Genomic DNA, 20,290 nt, shown 5'->3' with positions numbered 1-20,290 from the left:
ACCCCACGTTCACGCTGTACGGTGTCGCCGACGGGATCGCCATGCCTGCCACCTCGCCCTCGGGCGTACAGGCGATCCGCCACCACTCCCGCTTGCCCGGCGCACCGAGATAGAAGTCCATCTCTTCGCGCGCAGACGCGTCCACGCCCTTGGCCGCCACGCTCGTACGGGTCTGGAAGTCCAGGCTGCCCTCGGCGATCCTCGCGAACACCGCCAGGAACTCCTCATCGGACGCCTCGACGAAACGCAGCGCCCCGCCCACCGTGGGTACCCCGTCGGCCGGCGTCCACTTGAACTGCAGCCGTTCCACCTCCTGGGTGAGGCCGGCCGCGCGCCGCCGCCCGCCGCCACTCCACAGCCGCCGAGGTGGCCGGATCCGCACGCCAACCGCCGACCACCTTGATCGCATACTGCACGGGCCGTGGGAACACGGCCAGCGCGGCCCTGATCAGTTCGGCGGCGACGGGGGTACGCTCACCCACCGCGGGATCCACATCGAGGCAGTCAAGCGCCACCGGGTGCGCGCTGTCCCTCGGCCCCCGCCACAACGCTCCACGACTCGCTCGCCGACCTCGGCGATCCACGTCCACTCCGGCCGGTACATGTTCTCGGCCAGCTCTGCGAGGTAGCGGTCGGCGGGAATCCAGCCGACGGGCTCGGTCACGCCCCATGCGGTGACACGGTCGAGGTCAGCAGGCATCAAATGCCGCCCACCCGGGCACTCACAACGGGGTCCGCCCTCTGGACGGCTTCCGCGCGTCCTGTGGCGTAAGGCTGAAGTGGACGGCACCCTTGACAGAGCCTCTCCGAGGTCGGGGCGAACATCTCGCAATCTTGTTCGGCGTCCCCTCCCACACTTCCCACCGGAAAACCGGGCCGCTGCTCGGCAGACCCGCCATTAGAGCTGCGGCAGATCCGCCAAGGACCGTACGGCAAATCTGCCATCATCAGCTGTCGGTGCGGGAGTATTCTCCGCACCGTCGACACGGATGAACTCGCGCTCTTCTCGCGTCGCGCGGGGGCCATGGCGATGGCAGCCCTCACCGACACCCGTGTGGTGGTGATCAATGGCGCCCGGCAGGTCGGCAAGAGCACTCTGGCCCAGGCGATCGTGCGTCAGACGGCAGGACCCGGCGAGATCTACCTGGATCAGGCAGCCGTACGCGCGGCGGCGCGACAGGACCCCGATGGGGTCGTGCATCATGACGGACTCCTTCTCATCGATGAGATCCAGCGCGTACCGGATCTCCTTCTCTCCATCAAGCGGGAAGTAGACGCCGATCCACGGCCAGGGCGCTTCTTGCTGACGGGATCCGCCCCGCTTCTGGGCCTCCGGGACTTGCCGGACGCGCTGCCTGGCAGATCCGAGACAATCGAACTCTGGCCGCTCTCCCAGGGGGAGATCGAACGGAGCGACGACAGCTTCGTGGACGAGGCATTCCGGCAAGGTCCTGATCTCAAGGTCGCGGTTACCGGACTGCGTCGTCCCGACTACCTGCATCGCGCGCTACGCGGGGGCTATCCGGAGGCCGTCCACCGCCCGTCCCATCGCAGAAGAGCCCGTTTCTTCGAGTCCTACATCTCCGATCTGATCAACCGAGACGTCAAGCAGATGTCCGATATCGAGCGACCCGCCGATATGCGGCATCTGCTCAACATCCTCGCTGGACGGATGGGCGGCTTGACTGTGATCGACAACATCAGCCGCGATCTCGGGCTGCCTCGAAACACCGTGAAGCGCTATATCGACCTGCTCGACCTGGTGTACGTCATCAGACGGATTCCGGCCTGGTCATCCAACGTGACCACACACGCGATCGCGACACCCAAACTGCTGCTGGTCGACTCTGGACTTGGCGCCCATCTGGCAGGCCTGACCCCGTCCCGCGTGTCCGACATAACGGCACCCGTGGGCCCGCTGATCGAGAACTTCGCCCTCGGCGAGCTGGCCCGCCAGCTCACGTGGTCCGAGGAGCCTGTACAGCTCTATCACTACCGAGATAGAGATGGGGTCGAAGTCGACGGCATACTCGAACGAGCCTCTGGCGAGATAATCGGCATCGAAGTCAAGGCGACCGAAACCGTACGTGCCGATGACTTCAGAGGCTTGCAGCATCTGGCCCGCAAACTGGGCGACCGGCTCATGGCCGGGTACGTCCTGTACGCGGGCCAGGAAACGCTCCCCTTCGGGAACCGCATGCGCGCTCTTCCACTATCCGCATTGTGGACCGCGTCTTCCACGTCCTGATGGACCGGGTTCATGTGTCCCCGAAGGCGGGCCGTCCTGGCGGCACGGCCCGCGTTCGGCAGGTCAGGCTTCGCCGGAGGTCAGACCGACGGGGCAGGCGACGCCCGTTCCACCGATGCCGCAGTACCCGTTGGGGACTTTGTACAGGTATTGCTGGTGATAGTCCTCGGCGTAGTAGAAGGGCTTGGCCTGAGCTATTTCGGTGGTTATGGTGCCGTAGCCGGCCTGGGTGAGGACCTGCTGGTAGGCGGCGCGGGACGTCTCCGCCGCCTTCTCCTGCTCCGGCGAGTGGTAGTAGATCGCCGACCGGTACTGCGTGCCGGTGTCGTTGCCCTGCCGCATGCCCTGGGTCGGGTCGTGGGCCTCCCAGAAGACCTTCAGGAGCTCCTCGTACGACACCTGCGCCGGGTCGAACACCACCCGGACGGCCTCGGTGTGCCCGGTGAGGCCGCTGCAGACCTCCTCGTACGTGGGGTTGGGCGTGTAGCCGCCCTGGTACCCGACGGCGGTCGTCACCACCCCTGGCGTCTGCCAGAACTTGCGCTCGGCCCCCCAGAAGCAGCCCAGCCCGAAGTCGGCCACCTCCAGGCCCGAGGGGTACGGCGGGGCGAGCGGGGCGTCGAGGACCGCGTGCCGCGCGGGCACGGGCATCGCCTCCGAGCGGCCCGGCAGAGCGTCCTCGGGACGGACCATCGATGTCTTGTTGCCGCCGAACAGCCAGCCCATCGTGCCACCTCCATCAGGTGTCTCCACCCTACGCAACGTCGCGGGCGGCGGCGTGACGTGGGTGGCGGGATTGCGCCTACACAACGCCCGAACAGTTAAGGATGCCTAAACATTCCCGTATAGTGACACACATTTGTATTTAAGCTGGTAAGGCCCGAAAATGGGTTACATGCCTGACCTTCGGCGCGGTGTACTGTTCGGGATCGCCGCCTACACCATGTGGGGGCTGTTCCCCCTGTACTGGCCGCTGCTCAAACCGTCCGGAGCCGTGGAGATCCTGGCTCATCGGATGGTCTGGTCCCTGGTCGCCGTCGCCGTCGTGCTGGCCGTGCGCCGGCACTGGAGCTGGTTCAGGGAGCTGGCCCGGCAGCCGCGCAAGCTCATCCTGCTGACGATCGCCGCCTTCGTCATCACCGTCAACTGGGGCACCTACATCTACGCGGTCAACACCGGTCACGTGGTCGAGAGCGCCCTCGGGTACTTCATCAACCCGCTGGTCAGCGTGCTGTTCGGGGTGCTGGTGCTGCGGGAGCGGCTGCGTCCGCTGCAGTGGACGGCGGTCGGGTTCGCGGCACTGGCGGTGGTCGTGCTGACCCTCGACTACGGCAGGCTCCCCTGGATCGCGCTCACGCTCGCCGTCAGCTTCGGCGTGTACGGGTTGGCCAAGAAGCAGGCGAACGTGGCCGCCACCGAGAGCCTGGCCGTCGAGACGCTGGTGCTGCTGCTGCCGGCGCTCGGATACCTGATCTATCTGGAGTTCGCGGGGCAGGCCACGTTCGGGCAGGAGGGCCTCGGGCACGCGCTGCTGCTGGTGGGGGCCGGCATCATCACGGCCGTGCCGCTGATCTTCTTCGGCGCGGCGGCGATCCGGGTGCCGTTGAGCACCGTCGGGGTGCTGCAGTACATCGCGCCGATCCTGCAGTTCGTGGTGGGGGTGACGATCGCCGGCGAGGTCATGCCGCCCAGCCGGTGGATCGGGTTCTCGATCGTGTGGCTGGCCCTGGCCATCTTCACCTACGACAGCCTCCGGGCGGCACGGACGGCCGCCCGGGTCAGGCGGTCAGCCCGAACGCTCGACCACGTAGTCGCAGAGAGCTAGGAACGCCGCCCTGGCCGGGATGTCGGGCAGGGCGGACAGGTCGACGCGGGCCCGGTCGACCCACGCGGTCAGCTCGGCGCGGGCCCGCTCCATTGCCGGGTGGGCCCGCAGCAGGGTGAGCGCCTCCTCCACGTGCTCCTCCGGCACCGGGCCGGACAGCAGCTCGGTCAGCCGCGACTGCTCGCCGCTGGTGAGCGCGTAGAGGACCGGCAGGGTACGGACGCCCTCCCGCAGGTCGGTGCCGGGCGTCTTGCCCGACTGGGCGCCCGAGGAGGCCACGTCGAGCAGGTCGTCGCCGAGCTGCCAGGCCACGCCGACGGCCTCGCAGGCGCGGCTCAGCCGCTCCTCGACGTCGGCGGGGGCGCCGGACAGCAGCGCGCCGAACCGGCCGGAAGCGGCGATGAGCGAGCCCGTCTTGTCGGCCAGGACGCTCAGGTAGTGGCCGACGGGGTCCTCGCCGTCGCGCGGGCCGATCGTCTCGCGGATCTGCCCCTGGACGAGGCGTGAGAACGTCTGGGCCTGGATGCGGATCAGCTCGGGGCCGAGGTCGGCCAGGAGGTCCGAGGCCTGGGCGAACAGGTAGTCGCCGGTGAGGATCGCCACGGTGTTGTCCCACCGGGCGTTGGCCGAGGGCGAACCTCGGCGCACCGGGGCCTCGTCCATGACGTCGTCGTGGTAGAGGGAGCCCAGGTGGGTCAGTTCGATGACCACCGCGCCGGGCACGACACCCGGCGCGGACGGGTCGCCGAACTGGGCCGCGAGCAGCACCATCAGGGTGCGGAACCGCTTGCCGCCCGCCTCGATGAGGTGCTTGGACGCCTCCGTGACGAAGGCGTCCTCGCTCTCCACCGACGAGCGCAGGAGCTTCTCGACCGCGGCCAATCCGGTGGCCACGTCCTGCGCCAACCGTTCGTCCTCAATGGGAAGGTCAACCACGGGCGGCGCAGACATACGAGATCCCCTTATCTAATGAACAGAGCCGAAGCGGCGTCGTTGGCGACACCGAGGAGGGTCTCCGGGTAGAGGCCCACTCCTACGGTAACCAGCAGGGAAACGGCGATGACGGCCACGGTCCCCATACTGGGCACCGCGATCGCCGGGCCGTCGGCCGCGGGCTCGCTGAAGAACATCAGCACGATCACCCGGACGTAGAAGAACGCGGCGATGGCCGAGGCCACCACGCCCACCACGACCAGGCCGGCCATCCAGCCGCCCATCGAGTCGCCGGGCTGCGTGCCGCTGTTCAGCGCGGCCGCGAACACGGCGTACTTGCCGAAGAAGCCGCTGGTCAGCGGGATTCCGGCGAAGGCGAGCAGGAAGAAGGCGAACACCCCGGCGAGCATCGGCGAACGCTTGCCGAGCCCGGCCCAGCGCGACAGGTGTCCCGCCTCGCCGCCCGGGTCGCGCACCAGCGTGACCACCGCGAACGCGCCGACCGTGGTGATGCCGTAGACCGCCAGGTAGAACAGGATCGACTTGAGCGACTGGGCGTTCTGCCCGGCCGAGCCGAACGTCGCCATCACGCCGACGAGCAGGAAGCCCGCGTGCGCGATGGAGGAGTAGGCCAGCATGCGCTTGATGTCGGTCTGCGTGATCGCCAGGATCGAGCCGACGATCATCGTCAGGGCCGCGACGGCCCAGATGACCGGCCGCCAGTTCCAGTCCAGGTTGCCCAGACCGACCCAGAACACCCGCAGCAGGGCGCCGACGGCAGCGACGAGCGTGCCGGAGGCCATGAGAGCGGTGATGGGGGTCGGGGCGCCCTGGTAGACGTCGGGCTTCCACGCCTGGAAGGGCGCGGCGCCGATCTTGAACAGCAGGCCGACGCCGAGCAGCGCGAGCCCGGCCATGAGCAGCGGGTCGAGCAGCGCGCCCTTGGCCAGGGCGGCGTTGATCCCGGGCAGCGAGACGGTGCCCGCGTAGCCGTAGATCATGGCGGTGCCGTACAGGAAGAACGCCGAGGAGAACGCGCCCAGCAGGAAGTACTTCATCGACGCCTCCTGCGAGAGCAGGCGGCGCCGGCGGGCCAGGCCGCACAGCAGGTACAGCGGGAGCGACATGACCTCAAGGGCCACGAACATCGTCAGCAGGTCGTGCGAGGCCGGGAAGAGCAGCATGCCGCCGACCGCGAACAGCACCAGCGGGTAGACCTCGGTCTGCCCGGCGCCGTTGTCGGCCGCCTCGGCCTCCTCCTCGTCCGCGCTGCCCGGCACGGCCGCCGCCGAGGCCACGAAGTGGCCCTCGTCGTTGATCAGCAGCACCGACACGAACGACAGGACGATGATCACGCCCCAGATGAACAGCGCGGGACCGTCCACGGCGACCGCGCCCATGGCGGCGGCCTGGGTGGGCACGCCGCGCATGACCTGGAGGATGACCAGGGCGAACGCGCCGATCAGGCTGAGCAGCGTGAGCGGGACGTGGATGGACTTGCGCAGGTAGCGGGGCGCGAACGCCTCGACGAGCACGCCGATGCAGGCAGCGCCGAAGATGATCAGCAACGGCGCCAGCGTGCCGTACTCGATCGTCGGCGCTTGGATGACGTCGTTCACTGACCTGTCCCCTTCTCAGCGATGGTGGCAGTGGGTACGTGCACGTTGGTCAGCGTCTGCTGCACGGACGGGTTGATCACGTCGAGCAGCGGCTTGGGGAAGAAGCCGAACCCGACGATCAGCGCGACCAGCGGCGCCAGCACCCAGATCTCCCGGGCGTTGAGGTCCTTGAACGCCTTGACCGGCTCGGCGGTCGGGCCGTTCAGCGTCCGCTGGACCATCCACAGGATGTAGACGGCGGCCAGGATGACGGCCACCGCGGAGATGATCGCGGCCACCGTCAGCGCGCCGGAGCCGTGCGCCTCGCTGGAGTACGTGCCGATCATCACCATGAACTCGCTGACGAAGGACGACAGTCCGGGCAGCGAGAGACCGGCCAGACCGGCGACCAGGAAGAAGCCGGCGAGCACCGGGGCGACCTTCTGGACGCCTCCGTAGTCGGCGATGAACGGCGAGCCGCGCCGCGCGATGAGGAACCCGGCGGCGAGGAACAGCGCGCCCGTGGCGAAGCCGTGGTTGACCATGTAGAGGGCCGCGCCGGACTGGGCGACCGACGACATGGCGAAGACGCCGAGCACGATGAAGCCGAAGTGCGAGATCGACGTGTAGGCGATGAGCCGCTTCATGTCGGTCTGGCCGATGGCCACGATCGCGCCGTAGATGATGCTGATGACCGCCAGGACGACGATCGGCATCGTGAACGCCTTGGCCGCGTCGGGGAACAGCTCCAGGCAGAAGCGGAGCATGCCGAACGTGCCGACCTTGTCCAGCACGCCCACGAGCAGCACGGCGGCGCCGGCCGGGGCCTGGGCGGCCGCGTCGGGCAGCCAGGTGTGCACCGGCCAGAGCGGCGCCTTGATGGCGAAGGCGATGAAGAAGCCGCCGAACAGCCACTTCTGCGTCGTCGGGTCCTTGATGGCCCCGACGAGCGGCTCGAACATGAACGTGCCCTTGTTCGCCAGCACGTACAGGCCGATGACCGCGACCAGCATGAGCAGGCCGCCGAAGAGCGAGTACAGCAGGAACTTGACGGCCGCGTACGACCGCTGGGCGCCGCCGTACGACCCGATCATGAAGTACATCGGGATCAGCATGGCTTCGAAGAACACGTAGAAGAGGAAGACGTCGGTCGCCGCGAAGACGCCGATCATCATCGTCTCCAGCACGAGCAGCAGCGAGAAGTACGTCTTGACCGACCGCTTGGGCGTGATCAGCGTGCCGTCGGCGGTCCTGACGCCGTCGGCGTCGTGCCAGGAGGCCAGGACGACGATCGGCACCAGCACGACCGACAGGGCGATCAGCACCAGCGCGACGCCGTCGACGCCGACCCCGAACTTCACGCCGAAGCTCGGGATCCAGTCGTACTCCGCCTTGAACTGGAAGCGCTCGCCACCGGGCTTGAACCCGGCGGCCATGACGCCCGTCAGCACCATCGTCAGCAGCGAGACCGCCAGCGTGACCTGCTTGGCCAGCTTGTCGCCGCCCTTGGGAAGCAGGGCCACCACGATGGCGCCCACAACGGGCACCGCCATGAGTATCGGGAGCCAGGGTGACATCAGATGTTCCCAACGAGGAGCAGGGCGCCGGTCAGCAGGGCGGCACCGATCAGGATGGACAGCGCGTACGTTCGCGCGAAGCCCGTCTGGAGCCTGCGCAGGCGACCCGAGCTCCCGCCGATGCCTGCCGCCAGACCGTTGACCAGCCCGTCGACGCCGCGGTTGTCGAAGAACACCGCGATGCGGGTCAGCCACTGGCCGGGACGCATGAACAGGGACTCGTTGAGGGCGTCGCCGTACAGGTCACGGCGGGCGAACGTGGTGAGGAAGGAGCCGCGCGGCTGCACCGAGGGCACCTCTGCCCGGCCGTACCTCATCCAGGCGAAGACCACGCCGACGGCGACGAGCGCGAGGGTGGCCAGACCGGGCGTGCTGGCGAACTGGAAGCTCGGGGCCTCCGCCTCGCCGCCCACGGCGGGCCGCAGGAAGTCGTACAGCCTGCCGCCCAGCACCAGGTAGGCGCCCAGGCCGAGCGCGCCCAGCGAAAGGATCATCAGCGGCACCGTCATGACGAGCGGCGACTCGTGCGGGTGGGCGTCGTCGGCCCAGCGCTTCTGGCCGAAGAAGGTCATGAAGACCATCCGCGACATGTAGAAGCCGGTGATGCCCGCGCCGAGCACGGCCAGCCAGCCCAGGATCGGCTGGTGGTGGACCGCGGTCTCGATGATGCCGTCCTTGGTGAAGTAGCCGGACAGCAGCGGGAACCCGATGATCGCCAGGTAGCCGATGAAGAACGTGACGAACGTGATCGGCATGAACTTGCGCAGGCCGCCGTACTTCCTCATGTTCACCTCGTCGTTCATGCCGTGCATGACCGATCCGGCGCCGAGGAACATGTCGGCCTTGAAGAAGCCGTGGGTGATCAGGTGGCCGATCGCGAAGGCGTAGCCCGCCGGGCCGAGGCCCGCGCCGAGCATCATGTAGCCGATCTGCGACATCGTCGAGCCGGCCAGGCCCTTCTTGATGTCGTCCTTCGCACAACCGATGATCGCACCGGCGAGCAGCGTGGCCGCGCCGACGATGGCGACGGCGAGCGCCGCGCCCGAGCCCTCGGGGAAGAAGAACGCGCCCGAGCGCACGACGAGGTAGACGCCGGCGGTGACCATGGTCGCCGCGTGGATCAGGGCCGACACGGGCGTCGGACCCTCCATGGCGTCGAGGAGCCAGGACTGCAGCGGGAGCTGCGCCGACTTGCCGCACGCGCCGAGGAGCAGCAGCAGGCCGATGGCGAGCATGGTGCCGTCGGAGGCGGCGCCGGAGCCGATCTTCGCGCCGAGGTCCTTGAAGGCCAGGGTGCCGAACGACGTCCAGATGATGAACATGCCGACCAGCAGGCCGAAGTCACCGACGCGGTTGACGACGAACGCCTTCTTCGCCGCGACCGCCGCCGAGGGCTTGAACTGCCAGAACCCGATCAGCAGGTACGAGGCCAGGCCCACGCCCTCCCAGCCGATGAACAGGCCCACGTAGTTGTCGGCCAGCACCAGCAGGAGCATCGCGGCGACGAACAGGTTCAGGTACGCGAAGAACCTGCGCCGGTGCTCGTCGTGCGACATGTACCCGATGGAGTAGATGTGGATCAGCGATCCGACACCCGTGATGAGCAGCGCGAAGCTGATCGACAGCGGGTCGATGAGCAGACCCATGTCGACCATGCCGGGGATGAACTCGTACAGGTGCACCGCCCGGCGGCGCTCCTCCGCACCGAACCCGATCAGCTCGAAGAACGCGAGCACCGCCACCACGAACGAGGCCAGCGACATGACCACGCCCAGCAGATGGCCCCAGCGGTTGGTGAACTTGTTGAACACCAGCAGGATGAACGCCCCCACGAGCGGAAGAGCGATCATCAGCCAGGCGTTCCCGATCACACCGCCGACGTGAGGGGTGATCTGAGCGATTTCAGATTGCATCAGTCACCTCTTAGTACTTCAGCAGGTTGGCGTCGTCGACGGACGCGGACCTGCGGGTTCGGAAGATCGTCACGATGATGGCCAGGCCGACGACGACCTCGGCCGCGGCCACCACCATCACGAAGAACGCGATGATCTGGCCCTCCAGGTTGCCGTTCTGCCTGGCGAAGGTGACGAACGCGAGGTTGCAGGCGTTGAGCATGAGCTCGACGCACATGAACACCACGATCGCGTTGCGCCTGATCAGCACGCCGAGCGCGCCGATCGCGAACAGCACACCCGACAGGATCAGGTAGTGGGTCGTCACTTGGTCACCTCGTTGGTCGTCTCCTCGGCGTCATCCTCGGCCGTGTGCTTGATGGCCTCGGCGAGCTTCGGGTCCTCGGGGAGGTGGCCGTGCTCGACGTCGTAGCGGGCGATGTAGCGGTTGACCGACGACTCCGCGACCGAGCCGTCGGGCAGCAGCGCCGGCATGTCGATGGCGTTGTTCCTGGCGTAGGTGCCGGGGCCGGGCAGCGGCGAGGGACGCTCGCCGAGGAACCGGGCGCGCGAGAGGTCCTTCTGCGTGGCCTTCTCGGTGAACTTCTCCCGGTGCGCCAGGACCATCGCGCCCAGGGCGGCGGTGATCAGCAGGGCCGAGGTGACCTCGAACGCGAAGACGTACTTGGTGAACAGCAGCAGCGCGATCGAGCGGACGTAGCCGCCCTGCGCCGTGGCCTGCGCGAGGCCCGCCTCACCGGAGAAGATCGCGTTGCCCACCGCCAGGATGATCAGGACGGCGAAGCCGAGGGCCGCCAGGGCGCCCCAGAAGCGCTGACCCCTCAGCGTCTCCACGAAGGAGTCGGAGGAGTCCACGCCCACCAGCATGAGCACGAACAGGAACAGCATCATGATGGCGCCGGTGTAGACGATGATCTGCACCGCGGCGAGGAAGGGCGCGTCCTGGACGGCGTAGAGCACCGCGAGGCAGAGCATCACGGTGCCGAGCATCAGCGCCGAGTAGACGGCCTTCCTGTTGAAGACCATGCCGAGCGCCGCGCCGACCGATACGACGGCGAGAACCCAGAATGTGATGGTCTCACCCATTGGTTCGTCCCAGCCGGTAGTAGTCCTCTTCGGTCTCGCCGAGCCGCATCGGGTGGGGCGGCTGCTCCATGCCCGGCGTCAGGTCCGCGAGGAGCATCTCCTTGGTGTAGATGAGGCTCTCGCGGCTGCTGTCGGCGAGCTCGTACTCGTTGGTCATGGTGAGCGCGCGGGTCGGGCAGGCCTCGATGCACAGGCCGCACAGGATGCACCGCAGATAGTTGATCTGGTAGGTGCGCCCGTAACGCTCACCCGGCGAGAAGCGCTCCTCGTCGGTGTTGTCCGCGCCCTCGACGTAGATCGCGTCCGCCGGGCACGCCCACGCGCACAGCTCGCACCCGACGCACTTCTCCAGCCCGTCCGGCCAGCGGTTGAGCTGGTGACGACCGTGGAAGCGAGGAGCCGTCGGCTTCTTGACCTCCGGGTAGTTGGTCGTGACGGGCTTCTTGAACATCGTGTGGAAGGTGACCCCGAAGCCCTTGACGGGGTTCAGCCAATCAGTTAGTCCCACTGGGAATCTCCTTGTGCTGCACCCCGTGGTAGTGCGGCAGATCGAGCGGCGGCACAGGGAAGCCGCCGGCCGTCGGCTCGTCGGACAGTTGCTCGAACTCGGCCTCCACCTCGGCCTTGCGCGCCTCCTTGCGCCGCTGGTTGACGGTGTCGAACCGCATCCAGATGGCCAGCGCGCCGACCACGATGACCGCGCCGATCACGATGCCGACCGTCTTGTTGCCCTCGTTGACGACCACGTTGCGAGCCGCGGCGACGAGCAGGATCCAGGCCAGGTTCACCGGGATCAGCACCTTCCAGCCCAGGGACATGAGCTGGTCGTAGCGCACGCGCGGCAGCGAGGCACGCACCCACACGATGAAGCTGAAGGTCAGCACGAACTTGATGAAGAACCACAGCACCGGCCACCAGCCCGTGTTGGCGCCGTCCCACATGGAGATCGGCCACGGGGCCCGCCAGCCGCCCAGGAACAGGGTGACCGCGATGCCCGAGGCGGTGAAGGTGTGCAGGTACTCGCCCATCATGATGAGGGCGAACTTCAGGGACGAGGAGTACTCGGTCTGGAAGCCGCCGACCAGCTCGCCCTCGCCCTCGGGGAGGTCGAACGGGATTCGGGCGGCCTCGCCGAACATGCAGATCACGTAGATCACGAACGACGGGATCAGCAGGAAGACGAACCAGCCCTGCTCGCCCTGCGCCTTGACGATCTCGGAGGTGGACAGCGTCCCGGCGAACAGGAAGATCGCCACGAACGACAGACCCATCGCGATCTCGTACGAGACCACCTGCGCCGCCGACCGCAGACCGCCCAGCAGCGCGTACGGCGAGCGCGACGACCAGCCGGCCAGCACCACGCCGTAGACCGAGATGGCGCCCATGGCCAGCATGAACAGCACCGCCACCGGCAGGTCGACGAGCTGCAGCGGCGTCTGGACGCCGAACAGGTTGACCATCGGCGCGAACGGCACGATCGAGAAGGCCAGGAACGCCGGCACGACCATGATCACGGGGGCCAGCAGGTAGAGCACCTTGTCCACGGTCCGCGGGAAGATGTCCTCCTTCAGACCCATCTTGATGCCGTCGGCCACCGACTGGAGCAGACCGAACTTGCCGGCCCGGTTGGGGCCGTAGCGGTGCTGCATCCGCGAGATCAGCTTGCGCTCGTACCAGACGCCGAACAGGATGCCCAGCATCAGGAAGGCGAACAGCATCACGGCCTTGATGATGGTGATCCACAGCGGGTCCTTGCCGAAGTCGGCAAGGGTGGGATCGGCCGCGAGAACGTGGGTCATGATGCGCTCCCGATGGTGACGATGTCGCCGGCCAGCGCGCGCAGGTCGCGCGTGACCGAGCAGCCGCCGGAGTTCGCCGGCACCCAGACCACCCGGTCGGGCAGGTCGGCGACGCGGACCGGCAGCGTGACCGCGTTGGGGCCGGGGCCGCCGACGACGAGCTTGTCGCCGTCGATGACGCCGATCTCGGCCGCCGTGGCCGCCGACACCAGCGCCTCGGTGGCGCGGGCGGTGCCGGCCAGGTACGGCTCGCCGTCCTGGAGCCTGCCCTCGTCGAGCAGCAGGTGCCAGGTCGCCAGCAGCGCCTGGCCGGCCGCCGGGGCGGCCTGGGCGCGGGTGGCGGTGCTCGGCGCGGCGACGCGGGCCCCGCGCCAGGCGCCGAGGCTGGCCAGCTCGCGCCGGACGGCCTTGGCGTCCGGCAGGCCGAGGTGCACGTCCATGCGGTCGGCGAGGTTGCCGATGACGGCCAGGTCGCTCTGGATGCCGGGCACGCGCAGCGGCGCATCGAACGAGCGGCCCCTGCCCTCCCAGTTGACGAACGTGCCGCCCTTCTCCTGCACCGCCGCGACCGGCAGCACCACGTCGGCGCGGTCGGTGACGGCGCTGGCGCGGATCTCCAGGCTGACGATGAACGGCGTGTTCTCCAGCGCCTCCAGCGCGGCGGCCGGGTCGGCCAGGTCGTGCGGGTCGACGCCGGCCACGACCAGCGCGTCGATCTCACCGGCGCGGGCCGCGGCGATGATGCCGTCGGTGTCGCGGCCGGGCACGGCGGGCAGCGAGCCCACGTTCCAGACCCTGGCGACCTCGGTCCTGGCGGCCTCGTCGTCCACGGGACGGCCGATCGGCAGCAGGTTGGGCAGCGCGCCGGCTTCGAGCGCGCCGCGCTCACCGGCCCTGCGCGGCACCCAGGCCAGCCGGACGCCGGAGCCGGCGCCGAGGCGGACGAGCGCCGACAGCGCGCCCGGCACGGTGGCCAGCCGCTCGCCGGCCAGCACGATCGTGCCCTCGGCCAGCGTGCCGACCAGGTCGCCGATCGCGTCGGCCTCGGCGCCCGGGGCGGTGGCGATGAGCGTGCCGCCCATCTTGGCCAGCCCGGCGGAGGCGAACGGCGCGATCGCGGTGACCTTCAGGCCCTTCTTCTGCCACGCCTTGCGCAGGCGCAGGAAGACGATCGGCGACTCCTCCTCGGGCTCGAACCCGACGAGCAGCACGGCCGGAGCCTTCTCAAGGTCGGTGTAGCTGATCTCGATGCCCTTGCCGGCGACCGCGTGCGCCAGGAACTGCGCCTCCTCGGCGGAGTGCGGACGGGCGCGGAAGTCGATGTCGTTGCTGCCGAGCGCGACCCGGGCGAACTTGCTGTAGGCGTAGGCGTCCTCGACCGTGACCCGGCCGCCGACCAGCACGCCGGCCCTGCCGCGGGCGGCGGCCAGCCCCTCGGCGGCGACCGCCAGCGCCTCCGGCCACGAGGCGGGCACGAGCACGCCTTCCTCGTTGCGCACCAGAGGCGTCTTGAGCCGGTCGGGCTGGGTGGCGTAGGAGAAGGCCCAGCGGCCCTTGTCGCAGTTCCACTCCTCGTTCACCTGCGGGTCGTTGCCCGCCAGGCGGCGGGTGACCCGGCCGCGCCGGTGGTCGGTGCGCAGGGAGCAGCCCGACGCGCAGTGCTCGCACGCGCTCGGCGTGGAGACCAGGTCGAACGGCCGCGCCCGGAACCGGTAGGCCGCGCCGGTGAGCGCGCCGACCGGGCAGATCTGCACCGTGTTGCCGGAGAAGTAGGAGTTGAACGGCTTGCCGTCGGCGACCCGGACCTGCTCCTTGGCGCCGCGCTCGAAGAACTCGATGAGCGGGTCGCCGGCGATCTGGTCGGAGAAGCGGATGCAGCGGGCGCACTGGACGCAGCGCTCACGGTCGAGCAGCACCTGCGTGGACAGCGGCAGCGGCTTGGGGAACGTGCGCTTCTGCTCCTGGAAGCGCGACTCGCCCTGGCCGTTCGACATGGCCTGGTTCTGCAGGGGGCACTCGCCGCCCTTGTCGCAGACCGGGCAGTCGAGCGGGTGGTTCATCAGCAGCAGCTCCATGGCCCCGCGCTGCGCCTTCTCGGCGACCGGCGAGGTGAGCTGGGTCTGCACGACCATGCCCTCGGCGACCTCGATCGCGCAGGACGGCTGCGGCTTGGGGAAGCCGCGGCCGTTGCCCGCGTCGGGGATGTCGACGAGGCACTGGCGGCAGTTGGCCGCCGGGTCGAGCAGCGGGTGGTCGCAGAACCGGGGGATCTGGATGCCCAGCAGCTCGGCGGCCCTGATGATCAGGGTGCCCTTGGGGACACTGACCTGGAACCCGTCGATGGTGAGGGTCACCAGGGTGGTTTCTGTTTCTACGACGGTCACTGCTCACCCCAGAGAGTGGACTTCTTCGGGTCGAACGGGCAGCCGCCGATCTCGAAGTGCTTGAGGTACTCCTCGCGGAAGTACTTCACCGAGGAGTGGATCGGGCTGGTCGCGCCGTCGCCGAGGGCGCAGAACGAGCGGCCGAGGATGTTGTCCGCGATGTCGGTGATCGTGGACAGGTCCTCCTCGGTGCCCTGGCCCTTCTCCAGGCGCTTGAGCACCTGCTTGAGCCAGTACGTGCCCTCGCGGCACGGCGTGCACTTGCCGCAGGACTCGTGGGCGTAGAACTCGGTCCAGCGCAGCACCGTGCGGACCACGCAGGTGGTCTCGTCGAAGATCTGCAGCGCGCGGGTGCCGAGCATCGAGCCCTTGGCGCCGACGGCCTCGAAGTCGAGCGGCACGTCGAGGTGCTCGTCGGTGAAGATCGGCGTGGACGAGCCGCCCGGGGTCCAGAACTTGATCTGGTGCCCCTCGCGGATGCCGCCGGCCATGTCGAGCAGCTCGCGCAGCGTGATGCCGAGCGGGGCCTCGTACTGGCCGGGCCTGGTGACGTGGCCGCTGAGGGAGAAGATGCCGAAGCCCTTGGACTTCTCGGTGCCCATCGAGGCGAACCAGTCGGCGCCGTTGCTGATGATCGAGGGAACACTGGCGATCGACTCGACGTTGTTCACGACAGTCGGCGAGGCGTACAGGCCCGCCACGGCCGGGAACGGGGGCTTGAGTCGCGGTTGACCTCTGAAGCCCTCCAGCGAGTCGAGCAGCGCCGTCTCCTCGCCGCAGATGTACGCGCCGGCGCCGCTGTGCACGACGAGCTCCAGGTTGTACCCGGAGCCGAAGATGTCCTCGCCCAGGAAGCCCTTCTCGTACGCCTCGCGCACGGCCGCGTGCAGCCGGCGGATGACGTGCAGCACCTCGCCGCGCACGTAGATGAAGGCGTAGTTGGCCCTGATCGCGAACGCGGTGATGATGACGCCCTCGACCAGCGAGTGCGGGTTGGCCATCATCAGCGGGATGTCCTTGCAGGTGCCCGGCTCCGACTCGTCGGCGTTGACGACGAGGTAGTGGGGCTTGCCGTCGCCCTGCGGGATGAATCCCCACTTCATGCCGGTGGGGAAGCCAGCGCCGCCGCGGCCGCGCAGGCCAGAGTCCTTGACCGCCTGGATGACGGCGTCGGGGTCCATGCCCAGCGCCTTCTTGGCCGCCTTGTAGTCACCGCCGTAGCCGTCGAGGGTGAAGGAGTCGGCCTGGTCCCAGTTGGCGGTCAGGACCGGGGTCAGTGTGGTGCTCATGCCTCGGGGGCCTTCCATCCGTTGGCCTTGGCCACCTTCAGGCCCTCCAGCGAGGGGCCGGCGGCCGACGGGCCGTCGCCCGCCTGGTCGTCGGGCAGGCCCGCGAGCACGCGCGAGGCCTCCTTGAAGGTGCAGAGCTTCTTCGGTCCGCGGGTCGGCCGCACGTCCTTGCCGTCACGCAGGTCGTCGACGAGCTGCTTGGCCGAGGCGGGGGTCTGGTTGTCGAAGAACTCCCAGTTGACCATCATGACCGGGGCGAAGTCGCAGGCCGCGTTGCACTCCAGGCGCTCCAGCGAGATCTTGCCGTCGCCGGTGGTCTCCTCGTGGCCGACGCCGACGTGCTCGGACAGCTCGTCCCAGATCTGGTCGCCGCCCATGACGGCGCACAGCGCGTTGATGCAGACGCCGACGTGGTAGTCGCCGGCCGGCTTGCGCTTGTACATCGTGTAGAAGGTGGCCACGCCGGTGACCTCGGCCTTGCTCAGGCCCAGCATCTCGGCGCAGAACTCCTTGCCGTCGTCGGAGACGTAGCCGTCGGCCGACTGCACGAGGTGGAGCAGCGGCAGCAGGGCGGACCGCGTCTTGGGGTAGCGGCCGATGATCTCCTTGGCGTCCTGTTCGAGACGCTCGCGGACTTCCGGTGAATAAGTCACCGGTCCACACCTCCCATGACGGGGTCGATAGAAGCCACCGCGGCGATCACGTCGGCGACCTGGCCGCCCTCCGCCATGGCGGGGAAGCCCTGCAGGTTGCAGAAGGAAGGCTCGCGGAAGTGCACGCGGTACGGGCGGGTGCCGCCGTCGCTGACGACGTGCGCCCCGAGCTCGCCCTTGGGCGACTCGATGCTCGCGTACGCCTGGCCGGCCGGGACCCGGAAGCCCTCGGTCACCAGCTTGAAGTGGTGGATCAGGGCCTCCATCGAGCTGCCCATGATGTGCGCGATGTGGTCGGGCGAGTTGCCGAAGCCGTCGGGGCCGAGCGCGAGCTGCGCGGGCCAGCCGATCTTCTTGTCCTCGATCATGACCGGGTCGCCCTTGAGCGGGCCGGCGATGCGGTCGAGAGCCTGCTCGATGATCTTGAGCGACTCCTCCATCTCCCGCATGCGCACGAGGTAGCGCGAGTAGACGTCGCAGCCGCGCTCGGTGGCGACCTCGAACTCGTACGTCTCGTAGCCGGAGTAGGGCTGCGACTTGCGCAGGTCCCAGGGCAGCCCGGCGGCGCGCAGGATCGGGCCGGTGATGCCGAGCGCCATGCAGCCGGTCAGGTCGAGGTAGCCCACGTCCCTGGTGCGGCGCACGTAGACGGGGTTCTCGTCGAGGAGCTTGCGGATGTCCTTGATCCGCTTGGGCATCTCCTTGAGGAACTCGCCCACCTTGTCGACCGCGCCCGCGGGCAGGTCGACGCTGACGCCGCCCGGCCTGACGTAGGCGTGGTTCATGCGCAGACCCGTGATGTACTCGAACAGGTCCATGATCATTTCACGGTCGCGGTAGCCGAACAGGAACGGCGTGGTCGCGCCCAGCTCCATGCCGAACGTGCCCATCGCGACCAGGTGCGAGGCGATGCGGTTGAGCTCCATCATCATCACGCGGATGGCCTGCGCCCGCTCGGGCACGCGGTCGGTGATGCCGAGCAGCTTCTCCACGCCCAGGCAGTACGCGGTCTCGTTGAAGATCGGCGAGAGGTAGTCCATGCGGGTCACGAACGTGGTCCCCTGGGTCCACGTCCGGTACTCCATGTTCTTCTCGATGCCGGTGTGCAGGTAGCCGATGACACTGCGCGCCTCGGTGACCGTCTCACCGTCGAGCGTCAGGACCAGGCGGAGCACGCCGTGCGTGGACGGGTGCTGCGGGCCCATGTTGACGACCAGGCGCTCTTCCTCGGTGTCGCGCGCGCCGCCGACGACCTCGTCCCAGTCTCCGCCGGTGACCGAGTAGACCTTGCCCTCTGTCGCCTCGTCATAAGCGGTGCTCATGAGTAAGACCTCCTCTGGTCCGGCGAGGGGATGGTGGCGCCCCGGTACTCGACCGGGATGCCGCCGAGCGGGTAGTCCTTGCGCTGCGGGTGACCGTCCCAGTCATCCGGCATCATGATCCGGGTGAGTGACGGATGGCCGTCGAAGACGATTCCGAAGAAGTCGTACGTCTCCCGCTCATGCCAGTCATGACCAGGGTAAACGCCCACGGTCGATGGAATGTGCGGGTCGGCGTCCGGTGCGCTGACCTCCAGGCGCACGCGCCTGTTGTGGGTGATCGAGCACAGGTGGTAGACGGCGTGCAGCTCCTCGCCCTTCAGGTGCGGGTAGTGCACCCCGGAGACGCCGAGCGACAGCTCGAAACGCAGGGCCGGGTCGTCGCGCAGCTTCTGGCAGACCTCCACCAGGCGCTCGCGGCGGACGTGCAGGGTCAGCTCGCCGCGGTCGACCACGACGCGCTCGATGGCGTCGTCGAGGGCGAGGGCGTCGACCAGCTCGTCGAAGTAGCCGCCGTACGGGCGGGGGGTCGAGAGCTGCGGCGCCCGGCGCACGACGAGACCGCCGTAGCCGGAGGTGTCGCCGGAGTCGTGCGCGCCGAACATGCCGTGCCGGGCGACGGGCGCCTCGGGGACGGCCGGGACCGAGGCGGCCTCGGGGGCCTCCCCGCTCTCCGGGCTCCCGGGAAGGTGGTCGGGCGAGGTCACTTTCCGGCCCCCTGGTCGATCAGCGGCAGCGTGCGCAGCGCCCGCAGTTCGAGGTCCTCGATCTGCTTGGCGCGGTGGGCGCCGAACTTCATGTTCTGGATCTTGTCGTGCAGCTTCACGATCGCGTCGATCAGCATCTCCGGCCGCGGCGGGCAGCCGGGCAGGTAGATGTCGACCGGCACGACGTGGTCGACGCCCTGCACGATGGCGTAGTTGTTGAACATGCCGCCGCTGGAGGCGCACACGCCCATGGCGATGACCCACTTGGGCTCGGCCATCTGGTCGTAGATCTGCCGCAGGACGGGCGCCATCTTCTGCGACACGCGCCCGGCGACGATCATGAGGTCGGCCTGGCGGGGAGACGCCGAAGCGCGCTCCATGCCGAAGCGCGCCAGGTCGTAGTGGGGGCCACCGGTGGCCATCAGCTCGATGGCGCAACATGCGAGGCCGAACGTGGCCGGCCACACCGAGCTCTTCCGCGCCCATCCTGCGGCGGCTTCGACCGTGCTGAGGATGAACCCGCTGGGGAGTTTCTCTTCAAGTCCCATTTTCAGTCCCAGTCCAGACCCTTGCGGCGCCACACGTACGCGTAGGCGACGAGCACGGTGACGATGAACAGCAGCATCTCGACCAGCGCGAACAGTCCGAGGCCGGACGAGATGACGGCGCCGGCGTCGTTCTTCAGCGGCGCGAAGGAGACCGCCCACGGGTAGAGGAAGATGATCTCGATGTCGAACACGATGAAGAGCATCGCGGTGATCATGTATTTGAGCGGGAACCGTCCGCCACCGACCGGCTGGGGCGTCGGCTCGATGCCGCATTCATAGGCGTCAAGCTTGGCGCGGTTCCAGCGCTTGGGACCGGTGAAGGGGGCGATGGCGACCGAGAAGATCGCGAAGCCCCCCGCGAGAACGGCGAGCACCAGGATGGGCACGTAAAGGTCCATCGCTACGCCTCCT

General features: G+C 68.5%; 17 protein-coding genes and 1 pseudogene. 2 read left to right on the top strand and 16 right to left on the bottom strand.

Translation table 11 applies throughout. The features are described 5' to 3' along the window. Window positions 1–1,024: 1,024 nt before the first annotated feature. Window positions 1,025–2,062: pseudogene (locus tag ACIBQ8_RS25715) on the top strand (ATP-binding protein); the annotation flags it as partial. A 249-nt stretch (window positions 2,063–2,311) separates the two neighbouring features. Here ACIBQ8_RS25715 and msrA read toward each other — a convergent pair. Further along, entirely contained in the window at window positions 2,312–2,974 is a 663-nt protein-coding gene (msrA, locus tag ACIBQ8_RS25710; protein ID WP_352357232.1) for a peptide-methionine (S)-S-oxide reductase MsrA, read from the bottom strand. 169 nt (window positions 2,975–3,143) lie between these two features. Here msrA and rarD point away from each other — a divergent pair, with 169 nt between their 5' ends. After that, window positions 3,144–4,073, top strand: coding sequence for an EamA family transporter RarD (gene rarD, locus ACIBQ8_RS25705; RefSeq protein WP_397193140.1), 930 nt, complete (start codon window positions 3,144–3,146; stop codon window positions 4,071–4,073). Here the strand turns inward: rarD and ACIBQ8_RS25700 are convergent. From ACIBQ8_RS25700 to ACIBQ8_RS25630, 15 genes are all read right to left on the bottom strand, one after another. Then, window positions 4,035–5,024 carry a polyprenyl synthetase family protein gene (locus ACIBQ8_RS25700; RefSeq protein ID WP_397172920.1) on the bottom strand — a complete coding sequence of 330 codons (990 nt, stop codon included), beginning with the start codon at window positions 5,022–5,024 and terminating at the stop codon, window positions 4,035–4,037. The two genes, rarD and ACIBQ8_RS25700, sit on opposite strands and share 39 nt — an antisense overlap. An 11-nt stretch (window positions 5,025–5,035) precedes the next feature. Then, complete coding sequence (nuoN, locus tag ACIBQ8_RS25695) at window positions 5,036–6,625, bottom strand: NADH-quinone oxidoreductase subunit NuoN (RefSeq protein ID WP_397172918.1); 1,590 nt, start codon at window positions 6,623–6,625, stop codon at window positions 5,036–5,038. Further along, window positions 6,622–8,181 (bottom strand): NADH-quinone oxidoreductase subunit M, encoded by a 1,560-nt coding sequence (locus ACIBQ8_RS25690; protein ID WP_397193139.1) that lies wholly within the window; start codon window positions 8,179–8,181, stop codon window positions 6,622–6,624. The genes nuoN and ACIBQ8_RS25690 overlap by 4 nt, the downstream gene beginning before the upstream one ends. Continuing rightward, entirely contained in the window at window positions 8,181–10,094 is a 1,914-nt protein-coding gene (gene nuoL / locus ACIBQ8_RS25685) for an NADH-quinone oxidoreductase subunit L (protein ID WP_397193138.1), read from the bottom strand. The genes ACIBQ8_RS25690 and nuoL overlap by 1 nt, the downstream gene beginning before the upstream one ends. Before the next feature lie 10 nt (window positions 10,095–10,104). Further along, window positions 10,105–10,401 (bottom strand): NADH-quinone oxidoreductase subunit NuoK, encoded by a 297-nt coding sequence (gene nuoK / locus ACIBQ8_RS25680; RefSeq protein WP_352322504.1) that lies wholly within the window; start codon window positions 10,399–10,401, stop codon window positions 10,105–10,107. After that, window positions 10,398–11,180, bottom strand: a complete 783-nt coding sequence (locus tag ACIBQ8_RS25675) for an NADH-quinone oxidoreductase subunit J (protein WP_352357243.1) — start codon at window positions 11,178–11,180, stop codon at window positions 10,398–10,400. Before ACIBQ8_RS25675 ends, nuoK begins: the two co-directional genes overlap by 4 nt. Then, window positions 11,173–11,688, bottom strand: coding sequence for an NADH-quinone oxidoreductase subunit NuoI (gene nuoI, locus ACIBQ8_RS25670; RefSeq protein ID WP_352357245.1), 516 nt, complete (start codon window positions 11,686–11,688; stop codon window positions 11,173–11,175). The genes ACIBQ8_RS25675 and nuoI overlap by 8 nt, the downstream gene beginning before the upstream one ends. After that, on the bottom strand, window positions 11,675–12,979 hold the full coding sequence (nuoH, locus tag ACIBQ8_RS25665) for an NADH-quinone oxidoreductase subunit NuoH (protein ID WP_397172914.1): 1,305 nt from the start codon (window positions 12,977–12,979) through the stop codon (window positions 11,675–11,677). Before nuoH ends, nuoI begins: the two co-directional genes overlap by 14 nt. Next, entirely contained in the window at window positions 12,976–15,363 is a 2,388-nt protein-coding gene (locus ACIBQ8_RS25660) for an NADH-quinone oxidoreductase subunit G (protein ID WP_397193137.1), read from the bottom strand. The genes nuoH and ACIBQ8_RS25660 overlap by 4 nt, the downstream gene beginning before the upstream one ends. Then, the gene (gene nuoF, locus ACIBQ8_RS25655; protein WP_352322509.1) at window positions 15,360–16,652 is read right to left on the bottom strand and encodes an NADH-quinone oxidoreductase subunit NuoF; all 1,293 of its coding nucleotides are present in this window, start codon (window positions 16,650–16,652) and stop codon (window positions 15,360–15,362) included. Before nuoF ends, ACIBQ8_RS25660 begins: the two co-directional genes overlap by 4 nt. Then, window positions 16,649–17,305: an NADH-quinone oxidoreductase subunit NuoE gene (nuoE, locus tag ACIBQ8_RS25650; protein WP_357692398.1), complete on the bottom strand. Its 657-nt coding sequence runs from the start codon at window positions 17,303–17,305 to the stop codon at window positions 16,649–16,651. The genes nuoF and nuoE overlap by 4 nt, the downstream gene beginning before the upstream one ends. Further along, window positions 17,302–18,627, bottom strand: coding sequence for an NADH-quinone oxidoreductase subunit D (locus ACIBQ8_RS25645; protein ID WP_397172909.1), 1,326 nt, complete (start codon window positions 18,625–18,627; stop codon window positions 17,302–17,304). The genes nuoE and ACIBQ8_RS25645 overlap by 4 nt, the downstream gene beginning before the upstream one ends. Continuing rightward, a complete protein-coding gene (locus ACIBQ8_RS25640) occupies window positions 18,624–19,229 on the bottom strand; it encodes an NADH-quinone oxidoreductase subunit C (RefSeq protein WP_397173529.1) in 606 nt (201 codons plus the stop codon). Before ACIBQ8_RS25640 ends, ACIBQ8_RS25645 begins: the two co-directional genes overlap by 4 nt. 98 nt (window positions 19,230–19,327) lie before the next feature. Continuing rightward, window positions 19,328–19,879: an NADH-quinone oxidoreductase subunit B family protein gene (locus ACIBQ8_RS25635; RefSeq protein WP_352322512.1), complete on the bottom strand. Its 552-nt coding sequence runs from the start codon at window positions 19,877–19,879 to the stop codon at window positions 19,328–19,330. Window positions 19,880–19,881: 2 nt separating this feature from the next. After that, entirely contained in the window at window positions 19,882–20,277 is a 396-nt protein-coding gene (locus tag ACIBQ8_RS25630; protein WP_397172907.1) for an NADH-quinone oxidoreductase subunit A, read from the bottom strand. Between the last annotated feature and the right edge of the window lie 13 nt (window positions 20,278–20,290).

The sequence above is a fragment of the Nonomuraea sp. NPDC049646 genome (genome assembly GCF_044465525.1).
Taxonomy (GTDB): domain Bacteria; phylum Actinomycetota; class Actinomycetes; order Streptosporangiales; family Streptosporangiaceae; genus Nonomuraea.
The sequence above is the reverse complement of the archived record's forward strand: the minus strand, read 5'-3'. Positions and strand labels throughout refer to the sequence as shown.